The sequence below is a fragment of the Schaalia sp. lx-260 genome (assembly GCF_021083645.1).
GTDB lineage: Bacteria > Actinomycetota > Actinomycetes > Actinomycetales > Actinomycetaceae > Pauljensenia.
Genome location: NZ_JAJNRQ010000002.1, coordinates 130678 through 148400, shown reverse-complemented (window position 1 = coordinate 148400; position 17723 = coordinate 130678). Strand labels below are relative to the sequence as shown.

Below are 17723 nucleotides of genomic sequence, written 5' to 3'. Positions count from 1 at the left end.
TGGTGTATCAGATATGAAATGTGTGTACACGATGACCCCGCCCAACAACGGGCGGGGTCATTTATAAGGATTTAGGCTCCCACGTGGACGCGAATGAATTCGACGACCTCAGCATTTGCCTCAGAAAGAACCTTACCAACTGACTTGGAAGGATCACGAGCAAATGCTTGATCTACCAAGCAGTTATCCTTAAAGAAGGCTTCCAAACGTCCCTGAACGATCTTGGGGACGATAGCTTCAGGCTTGCCTTCTTCTAGAGTGATCTTTTCCAAAGTGGCGCGTTCTTTTTCAAGAACATCAGCCGGAACAGCATCACGGTCAAGGTAGGAAGGCATGTAAGCAGCGATGTGCAAAGCTACATCGTGTGCCACAGCAGATCCTGCAGCGTTAGTGACCACAAAGACACCGACCTGTGGAGGCAAGTCGGGGCTGGTTTGATGCAGATACAGCTCTACATGTTCACCGGTCATGCGGACAACACGACGGATTTCAAGCTTTTCACCGATAACAGCAGCCATCTGGTTCAAAGCATCCTGTACTGTTCCTTCTCCTAGAGGAGCTGCAAGCAGTGTCTCAAGATCAGCAGCTTGTGAAGCAACAGCTGCTTCAAGAACAGAATTAGCGAAATCAATGAACTTCTGGTTCTTCGCAACGAAGTCAGTTTCGGAGTTAACTTCAACAAGGACACCAGTATTGTCCTGTACGCGGGCGGCAAGCAGACCAGCAGAAGCCTGACGATCCTCACGCTTAGAAATGGACTTCAAGCCATTGAGACGAATAATCTCAAGAGCTTTTTCCGCATCTCCATCGGCCTCAACAAGCGCTTTCTTTACGTCCATCATGCCGGCGCCAGTTTGATCACGCAATGCCTTGACATCAGCAGCGGTGAAATTTGCCATTGCTCTATTTCCTCTCTGTGATGTTAACGATCAGTTTTCAGCCGGTGTTTCTTCAGCAGATGCTGTTTCAGCGGGAGTTTCTGCGGCAGCGGTTTCGCCGCCTTCAAGCAGTTCGCGTTCCCATTCAGCAAGAGGTTCAGCAGCAACTTCAGCTTCCTCACCTGCAGCAGACTTACGTGAAGCCGAACGCGAGAGGAGGCCATCAGCCACAGCATCTGCAATCACACGAGTCAGCAAAGCTACAGCGCGGATAGCATCATCGTTGCCAGGAATACGGTAATCAACCTCATCTGGATCAGCGTTGGTATCCAAAATAGCAACGATCGGAATATTGAGTTTGCGAGCTTCAGAAACAGCGAGGTGTTCCTTCTTTGTGTCAACGATCCATACTGCAGAGGGAACACGATTCATGTCACGGATACCACCGAGTGTGCGTGAGAGCTTATCCATCTCACGACGCATCATCAGCAGTTCTTTCTTTGTGCGTCCAGAACCTGCAACATCATCAAAGTCGATCTGTTCCAGTTCCTTCAGGCGTTGCAGACGCTTAGAAACTGTTGAGAAGTTTGTGAGCATACCGCCGAGCCAACGGTGATTCACGTAAGGCATGCCTACACGTGAAGCCTGTTCAGCAATAGCTTCTTGTGCTTGTTTCTTTGTACCAACGAAAAGAATGGAGCCACCGTGGGCCACAGTTTCTTTAACGAAATCATAGGCAATATCAATGTCAGCAATAGTTTGCTGGAGATCGATGATGTAAATGCCATTGCGTTCAGTCAAGATGAAACGTTTCATCTTGGGGTTCCAACGACGAGTCTGGTGACCGAAGTGGACTCCAGATTCAAGAAGCTGACGCATGGTTACGACTGCCATTGATCGTCCTTTCCCCGCCTTAAATTAGCGGTGTGGCTTGCTATGAAGCCATATTGGTTTGTCGCCTGTATTCGGAAGTCCCGAAAGAGGCCCTAGCGTCATAACAAGTCAGCACCTATGAAGGAACCATGCCAACTACGCCCTGGTTCAGTACCGCTTTGGCGGAGAACGCAGAAATGACGCGCGAAGTCACCTGTATGCATACAGATGCAGAACCATTCTATCCCATGATTTTGCAACATCATGCGGCTGCACATGTGACCCTTATCCCTCTGTTTTCCTGTGGAAAACGATGACTTTATCCCCAAGACCCCTGTGAGCAGTATCATCATGTCAGGCACTTACGCATACTATCCGCATGACGACATCTCAACCCTCAAGTCACAGAAAATCTGAAAACGCTTTGCTCAAGCAAACATTAACAGGGGTATGTCTGTGCTTGTTTTTCCTTCTGATAGCTTTACCAGCTCATTCAACAGATAATCCCCCTCAGCGCCCCTGGTTATGGCCAACAGGACATCCTGTTCCGATTGCACGCCCTTTTACTGAACCGGCACAGCCATGGCTATCAGGACATCGAGGTGTTGATTTTGATGTTCCTATTGCAAGTGAGGTGTACGCGCCTACCGCAGGCACTGTCTCTTTCGTTGGAACAGTAGTTGATCGACCTGTCCTATCACTCAATGTAGGAAGTCCTGATTTTCCTTTGCGCACAACATTTGAACCGATCAATGCGCAGGTAGTTCGTGGACAAAAAGTACATGCCGGAGAACTTCTTGGTTACGTGGCTGAAGGTCATTCACCTGGGGCCTTACATTGGGGCGTGAAAGTGTCAGCGCAAAAATGGCTTAATCCCTTACTTTTCCTACGTGAACGCAGCGTATTGAAAATATGGGATGGATGGAGCACTACGCAGTAGCGCATATACGAGCTATCTATTCTTACTCACGTATCCCCTTTATTATGCGTCAAAACAGATATGTCCTCACAGTGCTTATGCTCGCGGATGAGCAGAGCGATAAATAGCTGATAAACGTTGAGTATCAACATGCGTATAGCGTTGCGTCGTATTTAATGACGAATGGCCAAGAAGTTCTTGTACAGCCCGTAAATCGGCTCCCCCTTGAAGCATGTGTGTTGCTGCCGTGTGTCGCAGAGCATGCGGAGCTAAATCTTTCACTCCGGCTTTCGCGCATAAACGATGTATGACCGAACGTACAACACGTTGATTTATTCGTTTACCTTGCACACCAACGAATAATGCTTTTTCCTTAGGGTCAGCGACTAAAAGATCACGAGCTGAATGGATCCACATATGTAATGCTTCAGCGGCATAATCCCCCACAGGAACGACTCGTTCTTTTCGACCTTTACCGAAAACTCTCATAGTTAATTCACGCGGTTGAAAAGAAAGAAGATCAAGAGCGCATAATTCTTCTACACGTATCCCCGTGGAATAGATCAACTCAACAATAGCCCAGTCACGAATATTGCTTGGCTGTGATGGCCGGCCCTGTGCAATGTGGCGAGCTTTATCCATTAAACGAAAAGCGCCTTCCACATCTTCAACCTGTGGTAAACGCTGATCTGGCCGAGCCGTCATGAGCGGAAGTGCCGGATCAGTCGACATAATGCTGTTGAGCACAAGCCACGATGTAAATGAACGTAATGCGGATACATGCCTCGCTACCGTTGAGCGTGTCATCCCCCCTTCGTGTCCATAAGACAACCATGAACGTAAAGAGCGCGTTGTCAGACATCGGCGTATATCCTCGCCACTGGCGTGAGTACCTAATCCGAAATATTCCAGACAGGCTAAAACATCACTTCCATAGGCATTCACAGTATGTTCGCTTAAGCCACGCACATTTCTCAGATACGATATCCACGCTTCATACGGTGTTTTTTCCTGCACCCCTTCATCGTACCGTCCCTGTTCACTAACGTTTCATACTCACGTAAGAAAAGCACATACTCATTGTGGGACTACTTTTATTTGTTTTTCTGTATTCGTCGCCACCCACGACTATGCGCACTCACCCATCCTGCTAAATCTAAATAAGCTAATGCAGAAAGAACCTCAGAACGACTTAAACCACTGGAATAACTGAGTTTTTCAACCGTTACTGCTGAATGAAGTGGCATCGCCTCCCACACTCGGCGTTGTTCCTCTGGCAAGGTTTCAATCCCTGATACAACACGTGTTTTTTGATGAGGATGATCGTACCCTACAGATTCATTCACATCAGCAAAAGGATAAATCATACGCTGTATATCCTCTGCATGACGTATGAGAATCCCACCTTGCCGAATCAATTCATGACAGCCCTGAGACATGACCCCATCAACAGAACCTGGTACAGCACCTACTTCACGTCCAAGTTCCACACCATGACGAGCTGTTGCTAATGCGCCTGAACGATAACTTGCTTCAACCACCACAACACCCCTAGATAAAGCTGCTATTAATCGATTACGCGCTAAAAATCTCCAACGCGCCGGGCGCCACGAAGGAGGAACTTCACTGATAAGTGCTCCCCCTGTAGATACAATCTTTTCAAAGAGTTCCCGATTCGTTGCGGGATATAAAGCTCCTAAACCTCCTGCCATAAGCGCGTATGTTTTTCCTCCAGCATCCACAGCGCCATGATGAGCTGCCGCATCAATACCGATGGCCCCACCCGAAACCACAGTGAAACCCTTATCAGTCAAAGCAACAGCCATATCACGACATGTTCTTTCTCCTGCTCGCGTAGAAGCCCTCGCACCTACTAATGCGACACAAGGCTGTGAAGATATACGACCTTTCACCCATAAAGCACTCGGCATCACTGGACCTAAATCTTTGAGCATATGCGGCCATTGAGCACTATCCGGTGTCAACACATAACCACCGATACGATGCACAATACTCAGTTCTTTTTCAATGTCCACCATGTCAATCCGTGCTTTCCACCTATGCCATGTTTTCTCCCAATGCTCAGGAGCAGCTACTGCATAAAGCGAATCAGGTAAAGAAGTGATGCGTGGAGCGCAAGCCCAACGCTGAGCTTCTTCTTCTCCACATACAGAACGCAGATGAGAAGCAAAATAATCACCCGGTTCTACGACACACGACCACCACACAGCATATTCATATTCACTCATTGTTTTTCGAGGATTCGCCTGTCTTACGGGCATCTGACGACTCGGGGAATTTTGCTGATTATCTTCACGTAAAACTGGCGAACTATATTCCTCATATACTTCTTGCGGCTTACACGACACTGATATGCCATCACTCCTACCCAGTAAGTAGCGTCCCATATTTTTTTCATGACTACACATATGCCCCTCCTGTACGCAAAGAAAGGGCAAAACCTAAATGACTATCATCAGGGCGCGTTGCCCCTTCAAGATCAGCTGCTGTCCACATGACACGTAAAATTCGATCCGCTCCACGCATAGTGATGTCAGAACGATCCACAGCTTCATCAAGAGCTTTCACAATAGATACCGGGATTTGAGAACACTGTCGAAGCCAAGAACCTGTGACCTGCCTATTCATATGCCATTGCGTATCACGCAGACGGTAAGCTGCGCGAGCACGGGCTTCAGATACCCGATCTTTTATTTGAGCTGATGTATATATGGAAGGAGCCAACAAGTCAGCACGCGTAGGCGCTCGCATCCCCACTGTAATATCAATGCGGTCTAACAACGGGCCAGATAAACGTGCCTGATAACGTCGCCGTTGAATAGATGAACATGTACATTTTTTCACCCGATTACCTCCACCACATGGGCACGGATTAGAAGCCAATACCAATTGAAAATCCGCTGGAAAACGCGTATGCCCGCGTGCGCGATGAATACTGACTTCTCCTTCCTCAAGAGGTTGCCGCAGAGCATCTAACACACGCGGTGAAAATTCGGGAGCTTCATCAAGGAAAAGAACTCCTCCGTGCGCTAAAGACACTGCCCCAGGACGCAAAACGGGTGAGCCTCCTCCAATAAGCGCGGGCATCGTCACACTATGATGCGGGCTTTGCAAAGGCGGCTGACGAATAAGCCCCTGTTTTGATAAAAGAACACCGGCAAGCGAATGAATAGCCGTTGTTGTCATCGCTATTTCATCATCTAATGCAGGCAAAATTGTGGGCATACGTTGAATGAGCATTGTTTTACCCGAGCCCGGTTCCCCTACACAATGCAAGTGGTGCCCGCCTGCTGCAGCTACTTCTAAAGCCTCAATAGCGTAATTTTGCCCACGTATATCTGAAATATCACCCGCATATGTGGACGTAGCATGTGCTAAATCTGAAGAATCGGCCATAAAATTCCTCCGCGTATTTTGAGGAGGCTTATCAGCCCTGCCACCTGCCCACATCACGACATCAGACAGATGCCCATGAGAAATCACTTCTATTCCAGGAACAAGTTCAGCTTCTTGAACATTTTCCGGGGCAACGATGGCGCGCACAACACCTTTACGTTGAGCAGCAATAAGCGCTGGTAAAACACCTGGAACAGGACGTAATGTACCATCCAAAGCAATTTCAGCTACTAAAACAGCATGAGCAAATGGTTCTGGACGAATTTTTTTCGTCGCAATAAGGACTGAAACAGCAATTGCTAGATCAAATCCGCTACCAGATTTTGGTAAACCAGCAGGTGAAAGATTAACAATAATATGCCGATCAAGAACCTCTAAGCCGCATGTCTGTAAAGCTGCGCGAACTCGTTCTTTTGATTCACGTAAAGAAGCATCAGGTAAGCCAACCAATGTAAAAGCAACAAGTCCGCGACCCACATGGGTTTCTACTTCAATAATGTGACCCTGTAACCCTACAAGTGCAACAGATAAGGTGGAAACTGTCATGACACGCCTTTCACCCAACGTACATGCGGATGAAATAGCGAAAGGTCAATATTTTTCTCACAAGTGTGTGCCATTAAAGCTGATCGATATTCACGCGGAATCGTTAAAGCAATAACGTCGATACGTGCCGGAGTATACGTATGTGTTTTCTGCAGCCATTGTGTGCTTAACACCCTCAAGCGATGGAGTTTACGCCGATCAATAGACTCTAAAGGGCTTCCATATGAATTTCCTATACGAGTACGTACTTCAACAATCACTACTAGTGACTTATCACGAGCAATAATGTCGATTTCACCAGTACGACCGCAATACCAGTTACGCGTAAGTATCTCGTACCCTGCATTCGTCAGGAGCATACTTGCGTATTCTTCGCCTGCTCGCCCTAAAGCAACATTCATGTGCTTCACTGTGGTCACCTCCAATAGAGGCAGCCTGTCATACAAAATAAGAGTCTGTCAGAAGCGTTTTACTCACCTGTGGATAAACAGGTATGTCAAAGACGTATATGTGGATATCTTTTCTTTAGAGGACTCTCATCACTCATTTCAGCGCAAGTAGGCCTCGTTACTTGTGAAATCAGCACCTGAAAGTACGCAACCTTACTAGCGGCAGAAAGTCTACGCATCCTCAATTTCGCACAAAAACATACCCTTCTCACATGAAGGAAGAAAGCATTAAAAGTCACCCATAATGCAACAGATATTCTTCAGGTTCCCTCAACAGGGGTATTTCACGGAATACGCAGCTCCGATTTCGTCAGTTCTTCAACATTGACGTCTTTATAGGTGATGACACGAACTGAACGAACAAAACGTGACGATCGGTAAATATCCCACACCCACGCATCCGTCAGTGTTAGTTCAAAGAAAACATCTTGCCCCACTGGACGAGCCTGCACATCCACCTGATTACACAGGTAAAAACGTCTTTCCGTTTCTACTACATATGTGAATAGCCCAATAACGTCCTTGTATTCGCGAAAAAGTTCCAGTTCAAGGTTATTTTCATAGTTTTCAATATCGTCACTCATGAATCTATCTTCCTTGCTAAATATGAGGTCATACAACTAGGGCGCGTGATTGTCACATCACATCGGCAGTTTCCATGAGCGTCGATGCCACGGTGATGCTCCTTTTTCACGTAAAGCAGCAATATGCGCAGCACTGGAATAACCTTTATTTGAAGCCCAACCATATCCATAATCCGGTAGCTCTGCCATCATCTGATCTCGACTCACCTTGGCAAGAACCGATGCCGCTGCCACAACACTGCATGTCGCATCCGCTTTAACTCGTGTTTTCACGGGCATCGTCACATCGTAAAAAACAGGTTCACGTTCCTCATCATATTGACTCAACAGGTCCTTGCTCGGCTGAGAAAGCCAATCATGTGAACCATCTAAAATAATCACAGAGGGTCGATATCCCCTATTTTCAAGTTCAGCTAGCGCCCTTTGTGCCGCGCAGCGTAAAGCTGCAATAATGCCCCACTGGTCAATTTCCTGCGCGGAAGACCAACCTATTGCCGCATCAACAACCCATTCACGTATAGGTTCAATAAGAGCATGACGTTTCTGAGGTGTCAGAAGCTTTGAATCTGTTAAACCAACAGGTGCTTGCCTCTGTGCTGCTCCTACAAGTGTGACGCCCACGGCGACAGGACCAGCTAAAGCACCACGCCCTACCTCGTCGATTCCTGCGACCAAACCACCATAACGGGATGCTAACTCTATTTCGTATTCCCGTGTTGTCTCATAGCGCATAGGTGTCAATTCTATGGAACTGTGGCGAATACTTCACGCCCGGAAAGTATTGTCCACCTATTCAGCGGCCACATCACAGCAACAGCTTTACCGACAACAGAGTGAGCAGGAATGAAAGGATTATCGCCTTTCAGGAAATGGTAGCGTGAATCTGCGGAGTTTGAACGATTATCACCCATAACCCACACATATCCTTTAGGTACAGTGACTGCGAAAGTTTGGTCCTCTTGTTGATGAATTGATGAGGAAGCCAGATACGGTTCGCGTATGGCGCTTCCGTTGACTGTTAATTGGCCCTCCGCATTGCAACATGCAACAGTGTCACCGCCTACACCAATGACACGTTTCACGAGTGTTTGCCCTGAACCTGCTGGGACAAGTCCAACGAATTCACCGATAGATGTCCACCAGTGTTTTTCCTGCTGAGGAAGCCAACCATTAACATCATCAAAAACCACGATGTCGCCTCGCGTGATATTTCCGGTCCATGAGGAAATACGCGAAACAGCTATACGGTCATTTTCTTGAAGCGTTGGTTTCATGGATGCCGAAGGAATCCAGAAAATTTGTACAAGAAAAATACGTAAGAGCGTCGAAACAACCAACGCGGTTACAAGGATAAAAGTAATTTCTTTTACCCACGTCCACGGGGAAGATGCGCGTTTTCGTTCCTCTTCTCGGAGTTCACGTCGAGAAGGCAAATGCCGTGGCCCTCCGTAGCTCACAAGCCGCGCTCGATTCTCTGACATGATGTTCTCCTCAGTAAATGCGGTTTTCACCTGCATTAACAAGTTCGGCCCGGCACAACCTTTTGCTCGGTGCCCGGGCCAAACTGTCTCAAATTCAGCGTATCATTCTGCTGAACCTGAACGGTGTTCTTTGATCTTCGCAGCCTTGCCATGGCGTTCACGCAAGTAGTACAACTTCGCGCGACGCACATCGCCCTTGGTTACGACCTCAATGTGGTCAATGGTAGGGGCGTGCAATGGGAAAGTACGTTCCACACCTACACCGAAAGAAACTTTACGAACGGTGAAAGTAGAGGAAACACCGTGACCGCGACGAGCAATCACGACACCCTGGAAGACCTGAATGCGGGAGCGGTTACCTTCAACAACCCTAACGTGCACTTTGAGGGTGTCGCCTGGGCGGAAGGGGGGGATGTCGTTACGTAATGAAGCGGCATCAACTGCGTCCAGCTTCTGCATTTTTTCTCCTCGACGCACCTGCCGCAGGTCAGTCACGTCTCATTCGGCAGGTTTATCCTGCAATATACGCGAAAGTTTAACGTCACGGCGTCCCCCTGCGGCAGGTTACGCCACGTCAAACTACCTTCTAAGTGTGCCATAAACCGTATATTTGCCCAACTTTTCCACGTTATTATGAGCAAGGATGACAGTGATTTTAAGCACCGTCGGCCTCAAAAGTTTCCTTTTGTTTACAAGATAAAAAATACTTAAAAATCTCTATCATACACTCAAGGAAATGATGACTTTATGAGGATTTACTGACGCGAGGCTTTGAGCGAACGCACCAAAATATCATCAATATTTTCCACACCACCCACGTTAAAGCGCCGCCTGCCAACAACTGTAAAACCGTGACGACGATAGAAAGCTTTTGCACGCTTGTTACCGATATTGGTACCCAAAACGATTTGTGGAGCAGATGAAGTCGATTCTACATCCACCACAGCGGCTTCTAAAAGCGCTCCAGCTATTCCTGAACCACGCCAATGGCTATCAACATAGCATTTCGACAGATATGCAGATGACGCTTCACATTTACCCGACCGAAGCATATCCTCTGGTAACGCAGCTTCACCAACATGACTAAGCGTGTACCCACATATCATTGGTTGTTGCTCAGCCTCCACAGTTGCAACAGCAACCTGTATGCGGAAACGTGCCGTATCAGCTAAAAAACCGGCAAATAATTCAGCAGATAAATTTTCCTCAATAAAAGCTGTGATAGCTTCTTTCGGCAGATGAGGCGGACATGCATCCGGAAAAGTACGAGCAGCAAGATCAGCAATCTCATGAGCATCACTTGCCTGCGCCTGTCGTATAGTGAGGGTCGCACGCTGAGGTTTCACAATATATCCGCAGGATGCAAGAATTTCACGATCCTCTACGGTCAACATATGCGGGTCGAGGCGCTGCACGATATCTTGCCTGTGCCTAGCAGTACGTTCCAATGAACGTTCACGCCGCCACAGAGCAATCGCTTGATGATTACCGGAACGCAAAACATTGGGAACTTCATGACCACGCCAGCAGAGCGGACGCGTATATGCAGGGTATTCCAGTAATCCCTGAGAACTATGCGATTCTTCAACCAAGGATTCAGGATTACCAATAACTCCATCACATAGACGCCCAACGGCTTCTACCAGAACCAGCGCAGCTACTTCCCCACCGTTGAGGACATAATCACCCAAAGAAAACTGAATGACTTCAACACCAATTTGCGCGTAATGGTCTGAAACCCGCTGATCGATACCCTCGTAGCGCCCACAGGCCACAATAATTTGGTCGGCCTGCGATAAATCCTGCGCAAGCTGCTGAGTTAAAGGAATACCCGCAGGCGTAGGAATGGCAAGAACACGACGCGGCTCAGCTTCTCCCTGAGTATCTGCAAGTGGGTAGGCCAGTATGTCATCAAGTGCGCGCCCCCAAATATCAGGACGCATAACCATACCAGCACCACCACCGTATGGACTGTCGTCAACTGTTCGATGAGGATCATTGGTCCAGTCTCGTAGGTTATGCACATTAACAGTGAGAGTGCCTTTTTCTTTAGCCTTCCCAATCAACGATTCATCAAGCGCATTGAAATACTGCGGAAAAATAGAGACAAGATCAAAGCGCATACCCGTTCCCACCATCAGGACCATCAATCACTTCATCATCAAATAAACCACCGGGAGGGTCAATAATGATCTGTTCTGCTTCTAAATCAATCGTTGGGACGAGCTGTTTCACAAAGGGGACCATAACGGTGCCTCTCCCCGTTCGGACAAGTAAAAGATCTTGCGCAGCACCTGTGTGTATCCCTGTCACAGTACCTAGTTCTTGACCGTGAGTATTCACAGCTTTCAACCCTTTGAGCTGATGAGGATACCATGCATTTTCCTCTGCATGTTCCTCAATGAGCAAAGCTGTGCCACGTACTTTTTCAGCGTCTTCACGTGTCAAGATTTCATGAAATGCCGCAATGACACGATTTTTACTTCTGCGTAGTGACTCGATGGTGAGTGTAGGCCATTGTGTATGGTCTGTTGTGAATGTCGCACCAATAACAACAATATCAGCATCATCTGTACGAATTTCAAGAAAAACCTCACCGCGAAGACCATGAGGAGGACCTATACGAGCCGCTGTCATCTGCATATGGATAAGTTTAGTACCTTTGTGTCGTAATTTTTGAGGTGGTCCTCCCTCACACACTGTCACTGAGGGCAATACTAATCTTTTGGCTATGCAATAGAAAAAGTACCAATTGGCCTATGTTAATAAGCCAGGTCAGTAGATAGACACAACATGCAGCCAACGGACACACATTTTAAGCAGTACCCTCACTTTTGCCGCTGACCTGAAAAGTATTCGTCTCGTATTTCTTTTTAAGGCTGGTCGTGAACACAAAAGAGCCAGCCCTCAATAAGGGCTGGCTCTTTACGGATCTACGCTCTATTCCCTATCAGTGTCAACGACATCAACACGCACAGGGCCACGCGAAGAAAGAGCACCGACAACGGTACGCAACGCACGAGCTGTTCGACCACCTCGACCAATAACACGGCCAAGATCATCAGGATTCACACGCACTTCAAGCATTTGCCCTCGACGTTGTGAACGTGTGCGTACTTGCACATCTTCAGGATGATCGACAATTCCGCTTACAAGGTGTTCCAAAGCGTCGGCAAGCATCATCAGGCTTCCTCAGCCTCAGTTTCGGCAGCAGGTGCTTCCGATTCTGATTCAGCGGCCGCAGCTTCAGCTGCTTGTGCTTCTGCCTGAGCAGCAGCTTTTTGTGCAGAAACTTCAGCTTTACGCTTTTCTGCAGCAGATTCAGCAGCCTTAATAGCTTCTTCAGTTTCTGCAACCTTGTCGCCTTCGGCAACCTTGACACGTGATACAGCATCAGCCTTGCCGTGGAAACGAGCAATATCGCCTGTCAACACGAGCAGATTACGAACCTGGTCGGAAGGCTGTGCGCCCACGCCAAGCCAGTACTGCACGCGATCGGATTCAATCTTAATGATTGAAGGATTCGGGGTTGGATCATACAAACCCACTTCTTCAATCACACGCCCATCACGCTTTTTACGTGAATCGACAACAACGACACGGTAAACGGGTGCATGGATCTTACCCATGCGCTTCAAACGAATACGAACTGCCACTTGTGTGGTCACTCCTGTTTCAACTAGGGGCGAAGTCATTCTTCTCCTGGTGGGAAACACAGGTAAAGAAAAACTCCAAGGACACGTGCCAACGGAGAGAGAGGGTCACCGAAAGCGCGAGTACAGCTACTGATTATGCCACGAAGAAGCATTTCTTCGAAACTCTGTCAGCACCTAGACAGCTCTTTACATAGTGGAACTGGTCACTATCACTAGGTGCGTCATACTTTCATGCCGCTTTTGTCTCAAGAGTCACGACAATAAACCGGCACACCTGCACTAAAAACCACATCAGGCTTTCCCCACACCGAAGGATTTTCACGCGGATCTTCCCGGAAAAAAACCATATCAGCAGACTTTCCTTCGTCAAGGGAAGAAAAACCTAAATAGGAACGTGTCCCCCATGTCGCATAATCAAGAATACGTTCAGGCCTCAGGCCGGCAGCCAGCCATAATCTCAACTCGTCACCTATGCACCCATGTTCTTGATACCCGCCAGAATCCGTACCTGACAAAATCTGTACACCGCTATCAAAAAGCATCTGAGCATGCGCCACACGAGTGTCATACATGGCTTGCATTGTTGCTGCATACATTGGATATTTTCGTCCAGCCTGCGCTGCAAAATCAGCAAAAAGCTCCACTTGCTGCAACGTAGGCGTAACTGCAATTCCACGTTCTTTTGCACATTGAAGCTGAACGGCATCCATCCCGCTTCCATGCTCGATATCATCAACTCCTGCTTCAAGCAGATCATCAATCACTGTATGCGAAAAAGCATGAACAGCAACACGAGCACCCGCCTCATGAGCAGCTGCCACACCATCAATTAAAGCCTCACGCGGCCATAGTGGAGCAAGATCGGCCTGAGCGCCCTGTGAACGATCAATCCAATCACCGACAATTTTGACCCAACCATCCCCACGACGAGCTTCCTGGGCCATGACCTCAGGCAAATCAGCCGGTTCAATTTCACGTGGTAAACCACGAATATAGCGTTTCACACGAGCAATATGTTGCCCGCAACGTATAAGAACTGGCACAGATGAATGTAAACGCACCTGCGAGTTATCGACTGGAGTGCCGCAGTCCCTTACAAGTAGGACACCTGAACTGAGCTGCGCCTCCATTTGAGCTTTTTGAGCATCAATATCAACCGGCCCGTCAGGACCAATACCGATATGGCAATGCACGTCAGCAAAACCCGGTGTAAAAAAACCAGTGAAGTCTGCGCAGGTGTTTTCCTGCCCCTCAGGAACAGAGCGGATAATACCCCCTTCAACGCTCCATGTTCCCTGTACCCATTGAGCGTTTTGCCCCCACAGCATCCACCCGTGCAGGCGCATCACAGGCCCTGTATCATTCGTCGAATGTCATCAGGCAGATCCTCTAAAGAGGGACGCGGCCCTTGAGCGGTCGGTTGTGGCACACCGAAAGCAGAACCAGTGGCCTCTGCCGAAGAACGCTGCTCTTTTGGTAAGAGTGCTTCGAGTTCTTGCTGGCGACGTTTCGCAGGATTACCGCTTCGAGCTTTCTTTTTAATTTTCGCCCGTTCAGCTTGCGCTTTACGTGCTTGCGCTTTTTGTTTCGCTTTGCCACCTTGCCCGGGCAAAGATCCGAAACCAGGCATTCCAGCTCCCATAGCGCCCATCTGCCCCATCATGGACTTGGCTGCTTCAAAGCGTTTCACTAAAGAGTTCACATCAGCGACGGTTGTTCCTGAACCACGAGCAATACGAGCACGCCGTGACCCGTTGAGTAAAGAAACATCAGCCCGTTCTTGCGGTGTCATTGATCGTACAATCGCTTCAACACGATTAATCTCACGTTCGTCAAGATTATCAATATGCTGACGCATCTGAGCCATACCGGGAATCATTCCCAAGACTTTTTTCATCGATCCCAGTTTGCGAATTTGTTGAAGCTGACTAAGGAAATCATCTAAGGTCAGTTCACCAGACATCGCTTTTTGAGCGACTTTTTGGGCTTCTTCTGCGTCGAGTTTCTTTTCTGCCTGTTCAATCAGAGTGAGCACATCACCCATGTCAAGGATGCGACCAGCCATTCGATCTGCATGGAAACGCTCAAAATCTTCCAGACTTTCACCGGTTGAAGCAAAAAGAATAGGCACACCGGTCAAGCCGCGAACAGATAAAGCGGCACCGCCACGAGCGTCACCATCAAGTTTCGACAAGACAACGCCGGTAAAGCCGACACCATCACGGAAAGCTGTAGCAGTAGTAACGGCATCCTGACCGATCATGGCGTCAAGGACAAACATGATTTCGTGAGGATTGACCGCATCGCGGATAGCAATAGCCTGGTCCATCATTTCCTGGTCAACACCTAAACGACCAGCAGTATCAACAATCACTACATCAATACCGGTTGTGATGGCATGATCTAAACCGCTGCGTGCCACATGAACAGGATCGCCAACTCCATTTCCCACCTCAGGCGCCCATACCTGAACACCTGCACGTTCACCGACAATCTGTAACTGAGCAACAGCTTGAGGGCGCTGAAGGTCAGCGGCCACAAGAAGAACATTTTTTCCTTCTTCACGAAGCCATCGTCCAAGTTTTCCAGCAAGTGTTGTTTTACCGGCGCCCTGCAAACCTGCGAGCATGAAAACCGTAGGACCCCGCTGAGCAAAATGTAGCTCTCGTGTATGCCCGCCCAGAATCTCAACCAATTCATCGTGGACGATACGTACAACTTGCTGACCAGGATTCAAAGCACGCGAACGAGCTGCACCATAAGCTTTTTCACGCACGTCAGTGACAAATTGACGGACGATAGGCAAAGCCACATCAGCGTCAATAAGCGCACGACGAATCTGCGTCATTGTCTGATCGACATCTTGTTCTGTAAGGACACCGCGTGAACGTAGCTGTTTGAAAGATTCACTCAAACGATCAGAAAGGTTTCCGAACACGTGCTCAGACTCCTAGGTAGTGGAAATATCTTGTGAACATACTGTGCTCCAGCCTATCGCACACTGGTCTTAGGTGAAGCACCAGAAAGTAATCTGTCGGAAATTAAGTGCGCTTACGCGAGATTCCTCATAGCGCAGCCATTATCCGTGCACGTTCCTCTCCATGGGAGGTATGAAGAAGTTCATGAGGTTTTCCGTAAGAGAACTTAGAAAAAGCGCAACTATACGAATATACGGAGGAAACAGTTCTATCCAAAAAGAATTATTCCCCAACAATTGCTTCAACAAACCCCCGCGGATCAAATGGCGCAAGATCATCAACGCCCTCACCCAGGCCAACAAATTTGACAGGCACCCCCAGCTCGCGCTGAACAGAAACGACAATTCCACCTTTTGCTGAACCGTCAAGTTTCGTCAAGACAATGCCTGTTACTCCGACAGCTTCAGCAAATACACGTGCTTGAACAAGTCCATTTTGTCCTGTTGTTGCATCGAGCACTAAAAGCACTTCATTCAGCGGAGCAGCTTTTTCCATCACGCGACGTACTTTGCCCAGCTCATCCATTAAACTTGCTTTATTTTGTAGGCGGCCAGCGGTATCAACAACAACAACATCAACACCACGGTGAATACCTTCATGGACAGCCTCATATGCAACTGATGCAGGATCTGCGCCTTCACGCTCAGCAGAAATCACGTCCACACCTACACGTGATCCCCATGTGCTCAACTGAGCAGCCGCAGCAGCTCGGAAGGTATCAGCAGCGCCTAATAAAACACTGTGGCCTTGCGCCACGAGGATACGTGAGAGTTTACCGATAGTGGTTGTTTTCCCTGTTCCATTCACACCAACAACAAGAATAGTGGCAGGTAATTTTTTCCCATCACTTACTCGTTCATCAATATGGAGGCTTCGATCAAGTGCCGGGTCAACTACCTTTTCTAGTTCTTCAATCAGCATGGAACGCACCGTTGCACTATCGGTTTTTCCTTCCACACGGACGCGTGTGCGTAAAGCGTCCATCAGTTCTTCTGTAGCAGAAAAACCAAGATCAGCGGATAAAAGCGTATCTTCGAGTTCTTCCCAGTCCCCCTCTGATAGATCCCCGCGCGACAAAACTGAAAGCAGAGCTTTACCGATAGCACCCGAACGTGCAAGACGACCTCGTAAACGTTCCATGCGGGAAGGAACTGATTCTGGTTCTTCAGTAGGAGTGAAGATTTCTTCAGGTGATGCAGACTTTTCTTCATCACAATGAGCAGATCTGCTTTCCGCGTCCGTTTCATCTATCGGTTCGTCGACGTTTATCGTTATCGATGAGGTAGGAGTAGTTTGTGCAGTACTACTCCCCTGCGTAGGAGTGCTCTGATGCTGTTGCGCGTGATTGTTTTTTTGACGATACGCAGAATAAATCCAGAGAAAAGAGCCGACTAGAACAAGTAGAAGAGCAATTGCGATTAACACGTAAAAAAGAAGGGAGAAGGTGTCCATACGTACATCATCTCCCACAGACAGCAAATTGCACCACTGGGATCACGAACGACGCACATTCCTATATGTTGTTTCAAGCCTGTCAGCGACTTGTTCAAGTTGTTCATATCCTGGTATTTGTGTGGCATTTAAGTAGGCCGAACCAGTTTCAGCTTCTGTGCTCCACACAGAAGCTAGTGATGTGCGCCTCGTCTCAACGTCTGTCGATATTTTTGGCGCATGTTTTAACGAAGCAAAAGCACGACGCAGTATTGCATGCCACTCATTGATCGAATGGCGACGTAAAACCATGACAGCAAGCATGATCCCTGCAAAACCAAAGAAAAGCAAAGGAATAGCGAGCATCTGCACAAAGAACCCCGACATGTTTACATGAAAGCATTCTCATCTGCTTTTTTCCTGCATGACACGCTTCGTAATCATTTCGTTAAAAGAATCTCGCAGCTAGGCCACATTTCAACGATCGAATCCGACAGCTGCCCCTTTTGAA

General features: G+C 48.0%; 20 protein-coding genes. 2 read left to right on the top strand and 18 right to left on the bottom strand.

Annotation, left to right across the window (positions count from 1 at the left end; all coding sequences use genetic code 11):
* Window positions 1–71 precede the first annotated feature (71 nt).
* Window positions 72–899: a translation elongation factor Ts gene (gene tsf / locus LRP57_RS02630; RefSeq protein ID WP_231204854.1), complete on the bottom strand. Its 828-nt coding sequence runs from the start codon at window positions 897–899 to the stop codon at window positions 72–74.
* Window positions 900–929: 30 nt separating this feature from the next.
* Window positions 930–1772: a 30S ribosomal protein S2 gene (gene rpsB / locus LRP57_RS02625; RefSeq protein WP_231204851.1), complete on the bottom strand. Its 843-nt coding sequence runs from the start codon at window positions 1770–1772 to the stop codon at window positions 930–932.
* A 128-nt stretch (window positions 1773–1900) separates the two neighbouring features.
* Here rpsB and LRP57_RS02620 point away from each other — a divergent pair, with 128 nt between their 5' ends.
* Complete coding sequence (locus LRP57_RS02620; protein WP_231204849.1) at window positions 1901–2068, top strand: hypothetical protein; 168 nt, start codon at window positions 1901–1903, stop codon at window positions 2066–2068.
* 62 nt (window positions 2069–2130) lie between these two features.
* Window positions 2131–2691 (top strand): M23 family metallopeptidase, encoded by a 561-nt coding sequence (locus LRP57_RS02615; RefSeq protein WP_231204847.1) that lies wholly within the window; start codon window positions 2131–2133, stop codon window positions 2689–2691.
* A gap of 75 nt (window positions 2692–2766) precedes the next feature.
* On the opposite strand, the gene LRP57_RS02610 is transcribed toward LRP57_RS02615, so the two are convergent.
* From LRP57_RS02610 to LRP57_RS02535, 16 genes are all read right to left on the bottom strand, one after another.
* On the bottom strand, window positions 2767–3687 hold the full coding sequence (locus LRP57_RS02610) for a tyrosine recombinase XerC (RefSeq protein ID WP_231204845.1): 921 nt from the start codon (window positions 3685–3687) through the stop codon (window positions 2767–2769).
* A gap of 77 nt (window positions 3688–3764) precedes the next feature.
* Complete coding sequence (gene dprA / locus LRP57_RS02605) at window positions 3765–5099, bottom strand: DNA-processing protein DprA (RefSeq protein WP_231204843.1); 1335 nt, start codon at window positions 5097–5099, stop codon at window positions 3765–3767.
* Window positions 5092–6633, bottom strand: coding sequence for a YifB family Mg chelatase-like AAA ATPase (locus LRP57_RS02600; RefSeq protein ID WP_231204841.1), 1542 nt, complete (start codon window positions 6631–6633; stop codon window positions 5092–5094). The genes dprA and LRP57_RS02600 overlap by 8 nt, the downstream gene beginning before the upstream one ends.
* On the bottom strand, window positions 6630–7034 hold the full coding sequence (locus LRP57_RS02595; protein WP_231205229.1) for a YraN family protein: 405 nt from the start codon (window positions 7032–7034) through the stop codon (window positions 6630–6632). Before LRP57_RS02595 ends, LRP57_RS02600 begins: the two co-directional genes overlap by 4 nt.
* Before the next feature lie 332 nt (window positions 7035–7366).
* Window positions 7367–7666, bottom strand: a complete 300-nt coding sequence (locus LRP57_RS02590; protein ID WP_231204839.1) for a DUF2469 domain-containing protein — start codon at window positions 7664–7666, stop codon at window positions 7367–7369.
* A gap of 57 nt (window positions 7667–7723) precedes the next feature.
* The gene (locus LRP57_RS02585) at window positions 7724–8398 is read right to left on the bottom strand and encodes a ribonuclease HII (RefSeq protein WP_231204837.1); all 675 of its coding nucleotides are present in this window, start codon (window positions 8396–8398) and stop codon (window positions 7724–7726) included.
* Between the two features lie 11 nt (window positions 8399–8409).
* Window positions 8410–9147 carry a signal peptidase I gene (gene lepB, locus LRP57_RS02580; RefSeq protein ID WP_231204835.1) on the bottom strand — a complete coding sequence of 246 codons (738 nt, stop codon included), beginning with the start codon at window positions 9145–9147 and terminating at the stop codon, window positions 8410–8412.
* 102 nt (window positions 9148–9249) lie between these two features.
* Window positions 9250–9606, bottom strand: coding sequence for a 50S ribosomal protein L19 (gene rplS / locus LRP57_RS02575; protein WP_231204832.1), 357 nt, complete (start codon window positions 9604–9606; stop codon window positions 9250–9252).
* 296 nt (window positions 9607–9902) lie between these two features.
* Window positions 9903–11270, bottom strand: a complete 1368-nt coding sequence (gene trmD, locus LRP57_RS02570; protein ID WP_231205228.1) for a tRNA (guanosine(37)-N1)-methyltransferase TrmD — start codon at window positions 11268–11270, stop codon at window positions 9903–9905.
* Window positions 11260–11790, bottom strand: a complete 531-nt coding sequence (gene rimM / locus LRP57_RS02565; protein WP_231204831.1) for a ribosome maturation factor RimM — start codon at window positions 11788–11790, stop codon at window positions 11260–11262. The genes trmD and rimM overlap by 11 nt, the downstream gene beginning before the upstream one ends.
* A 297-nt stretch (window positions 11791–12087) precedes the next feature.
* On the bottom strand, window positions 12088–12327 hold the full coding sequence (locus tag LRP57_RS02560; RefSeq protein WP_231205227.1) for an RNA-binding protein: 240 nt from the start codon (window positions 12325–12327) through the stop codon (window positions 12088–12090).
* A gap of 2 nt (window positions 12328–12329) precedes the next feature.
* Window positions 12330–12803, bottom strand: coding sequence for a 30S ribosomal protein S16 (rpsP, locus tag LRP57_RS02555; protein ID WP_231205226.1), 474 nt, complete (start codon window positions 12801–12803; stop codon window positions 12330–12332).
* A gap of 245 nt (window positions 12804–13048) precedes the next feature.
* Window positions 13049–14149 (bottom strand): amidohydrolase family protein, encoded by a 1101-nt coding sequence (locus tag LRP57_RS02550; RefSeq protein ID WP_231205225.1) that lies wholly within the window; start codon window positions 14147–14149, stop codon window positions 13049–13051.
* Window positions 14149–15741 carry a signal recognition particle protein gene (gene ffh / locus LRP57_RS02545; RefSeq protein ID WP_231204828.1) on the bottom strand — a complete coding sequence of 531 codons (1593 nt, stop codon included), beginning with the start codon at window positions 15739–15741 and terminating at the stop codon, window positions 14149–14151. The genes LRP57_RS02550 and ffh overlap by 1 nt, the downstream gene beginning before the upstream one ends.
* Before the next feature lie 262 nt (window positions 15742–16003).
* Entirely contained in the window at window positions 16004–17233 is a 1230-nt protein-coding gene (gene ftsY / locus LRP57_RS02540) for a signal recognition particle-docking protein FtsY (RefSeq protein WP_231204825.1), read from the bottom strand.
* Between the two features lie 42 nt (window positions 17234–17275).
* Window positions 17276–17599 carry a hypothetical protein gene (locus tag LRP57_RS02535; RefSeq protein ID WP_231204822.1) on the bottom strand — a complete coding sequence of 108 codons (324 nt, stop codon included), beginning with the start codon at window positions 17597–17599 and terminating at the stop codon, window positions 17276–17278.
* Window positions 17600–17723 lie beyond the last annotated feature (124 nt).

Coding starts and splice junctions, on each gene's coding strand:
- tsf (WP_231204854.1), bottom strand. CDS start 899: ATGGCAAATTTCACCGCTGCTGATGTCAAGGCATTGCGTGATCAAACT.
- rpsB (WP_231204851.1), bottom strand. CDS start 1,772: ATGGCAGTCGTAACCATGCGTCAGCTTCTTGAATCTGGAGTCCACTTC.
- LRP57_RS02620 (WP_231204849.1), top strand. CDS start 1,901: ATGCCAACTACGCCCTGGTTCAGTACCGCTTTGGCGGAGAACGCAGAA.
- LRP57_RS02615 (WP_231204847.1), top strand. CDS start 2,131: ATGACGACATCTCAACCCTCAAGTCACAGAAAATCTGAAAACGCTTTG.
- dprA (WP_231204843.1), bottom strand. CDS start 5,099: ATGTGTAGTCATGAAAAAAATATGGGACGCTACTTACTGGGTAGGAGT.
- LRP57_RS02600 (WP_231204841.1), bottom strand. CDS start 6,633: ATGACAGTTTCCACCTTATCTGTTGCACTTGTAGGGTTACAGGGTCAC.
- LRP57_RS02595 (WP_231205229.1), bottom strand. CDS start 7,034: ATGAATGTTGCTTTAGGGCGAGCAGGCGAAGAATACGCAAGTATGCTC.
- LRP57_RS02590 (WP_231204839.1), bottom strand. CDS start 7,666: ATGAGTGACGATATTGAAAACTATGAAAATAACCTTGAACTGGAACTT.
- LRP57_RS02585 (WP_231204837.1), bottom strand. CDS start 8,398: ATGCGCTATGAGACAACACGGGAATACGAAATAGAGTTAGCATCCCGT.
- lepB (WP_231204835.1), bottom strand. CDS start 9,147: ATGTCAGAGAATCGAGCGCGGCTTGTGAGCTACGGAGGGCCACGGCAT.
- rplS (WP_231204832.1), bottom strand. CDS start 9,606: ATGCAGAAGCTGGACGCAGTTGATGCCGCTTCATTACGTAACGACATC.
- trmD (WP_231205228.1), bottom strand. CDS start 11,270: ATGCGCTTTGATCTTGTCTCTATTTTTCCGCAGTATTTCAATGCGCTT.
- rimM (WP_231204831.1), bottom strand. CDS start 11,790: ATGCAGATGACAGCGGCTCGTATAGGTCCTCCTCATGGTCTTCGCGGT.
- LRP57_RS02560 (WP_231205227.1), bottom strand. CDS start 12,327: ATGCTTGCCGACGCTTTGGAACACCTTGTAAGCGGAATTGTCGATCAT.
- LRP57_RS02550 (WP_231205225.1), bottom strand. CDS start 14,149: ATGCGCCTGCACGGGTGGATGCTGTGGGGGCAAAACGCTCAATGGGTA.
- ftsY (WP_231204825.1), bottom strand. CDS start 17,233: ATGGACACCTTCTCCCTTCTTTTTTACGTGTTAATCGCAATTGCTCTT.
- LRP57_RS02535 (WP_231204822.1), bottom strand. CDS start 17,599: ATGTCGGGGTTCTTTGTGCAGATGCTCGCTATTCCTTTGCTTTTCTTT.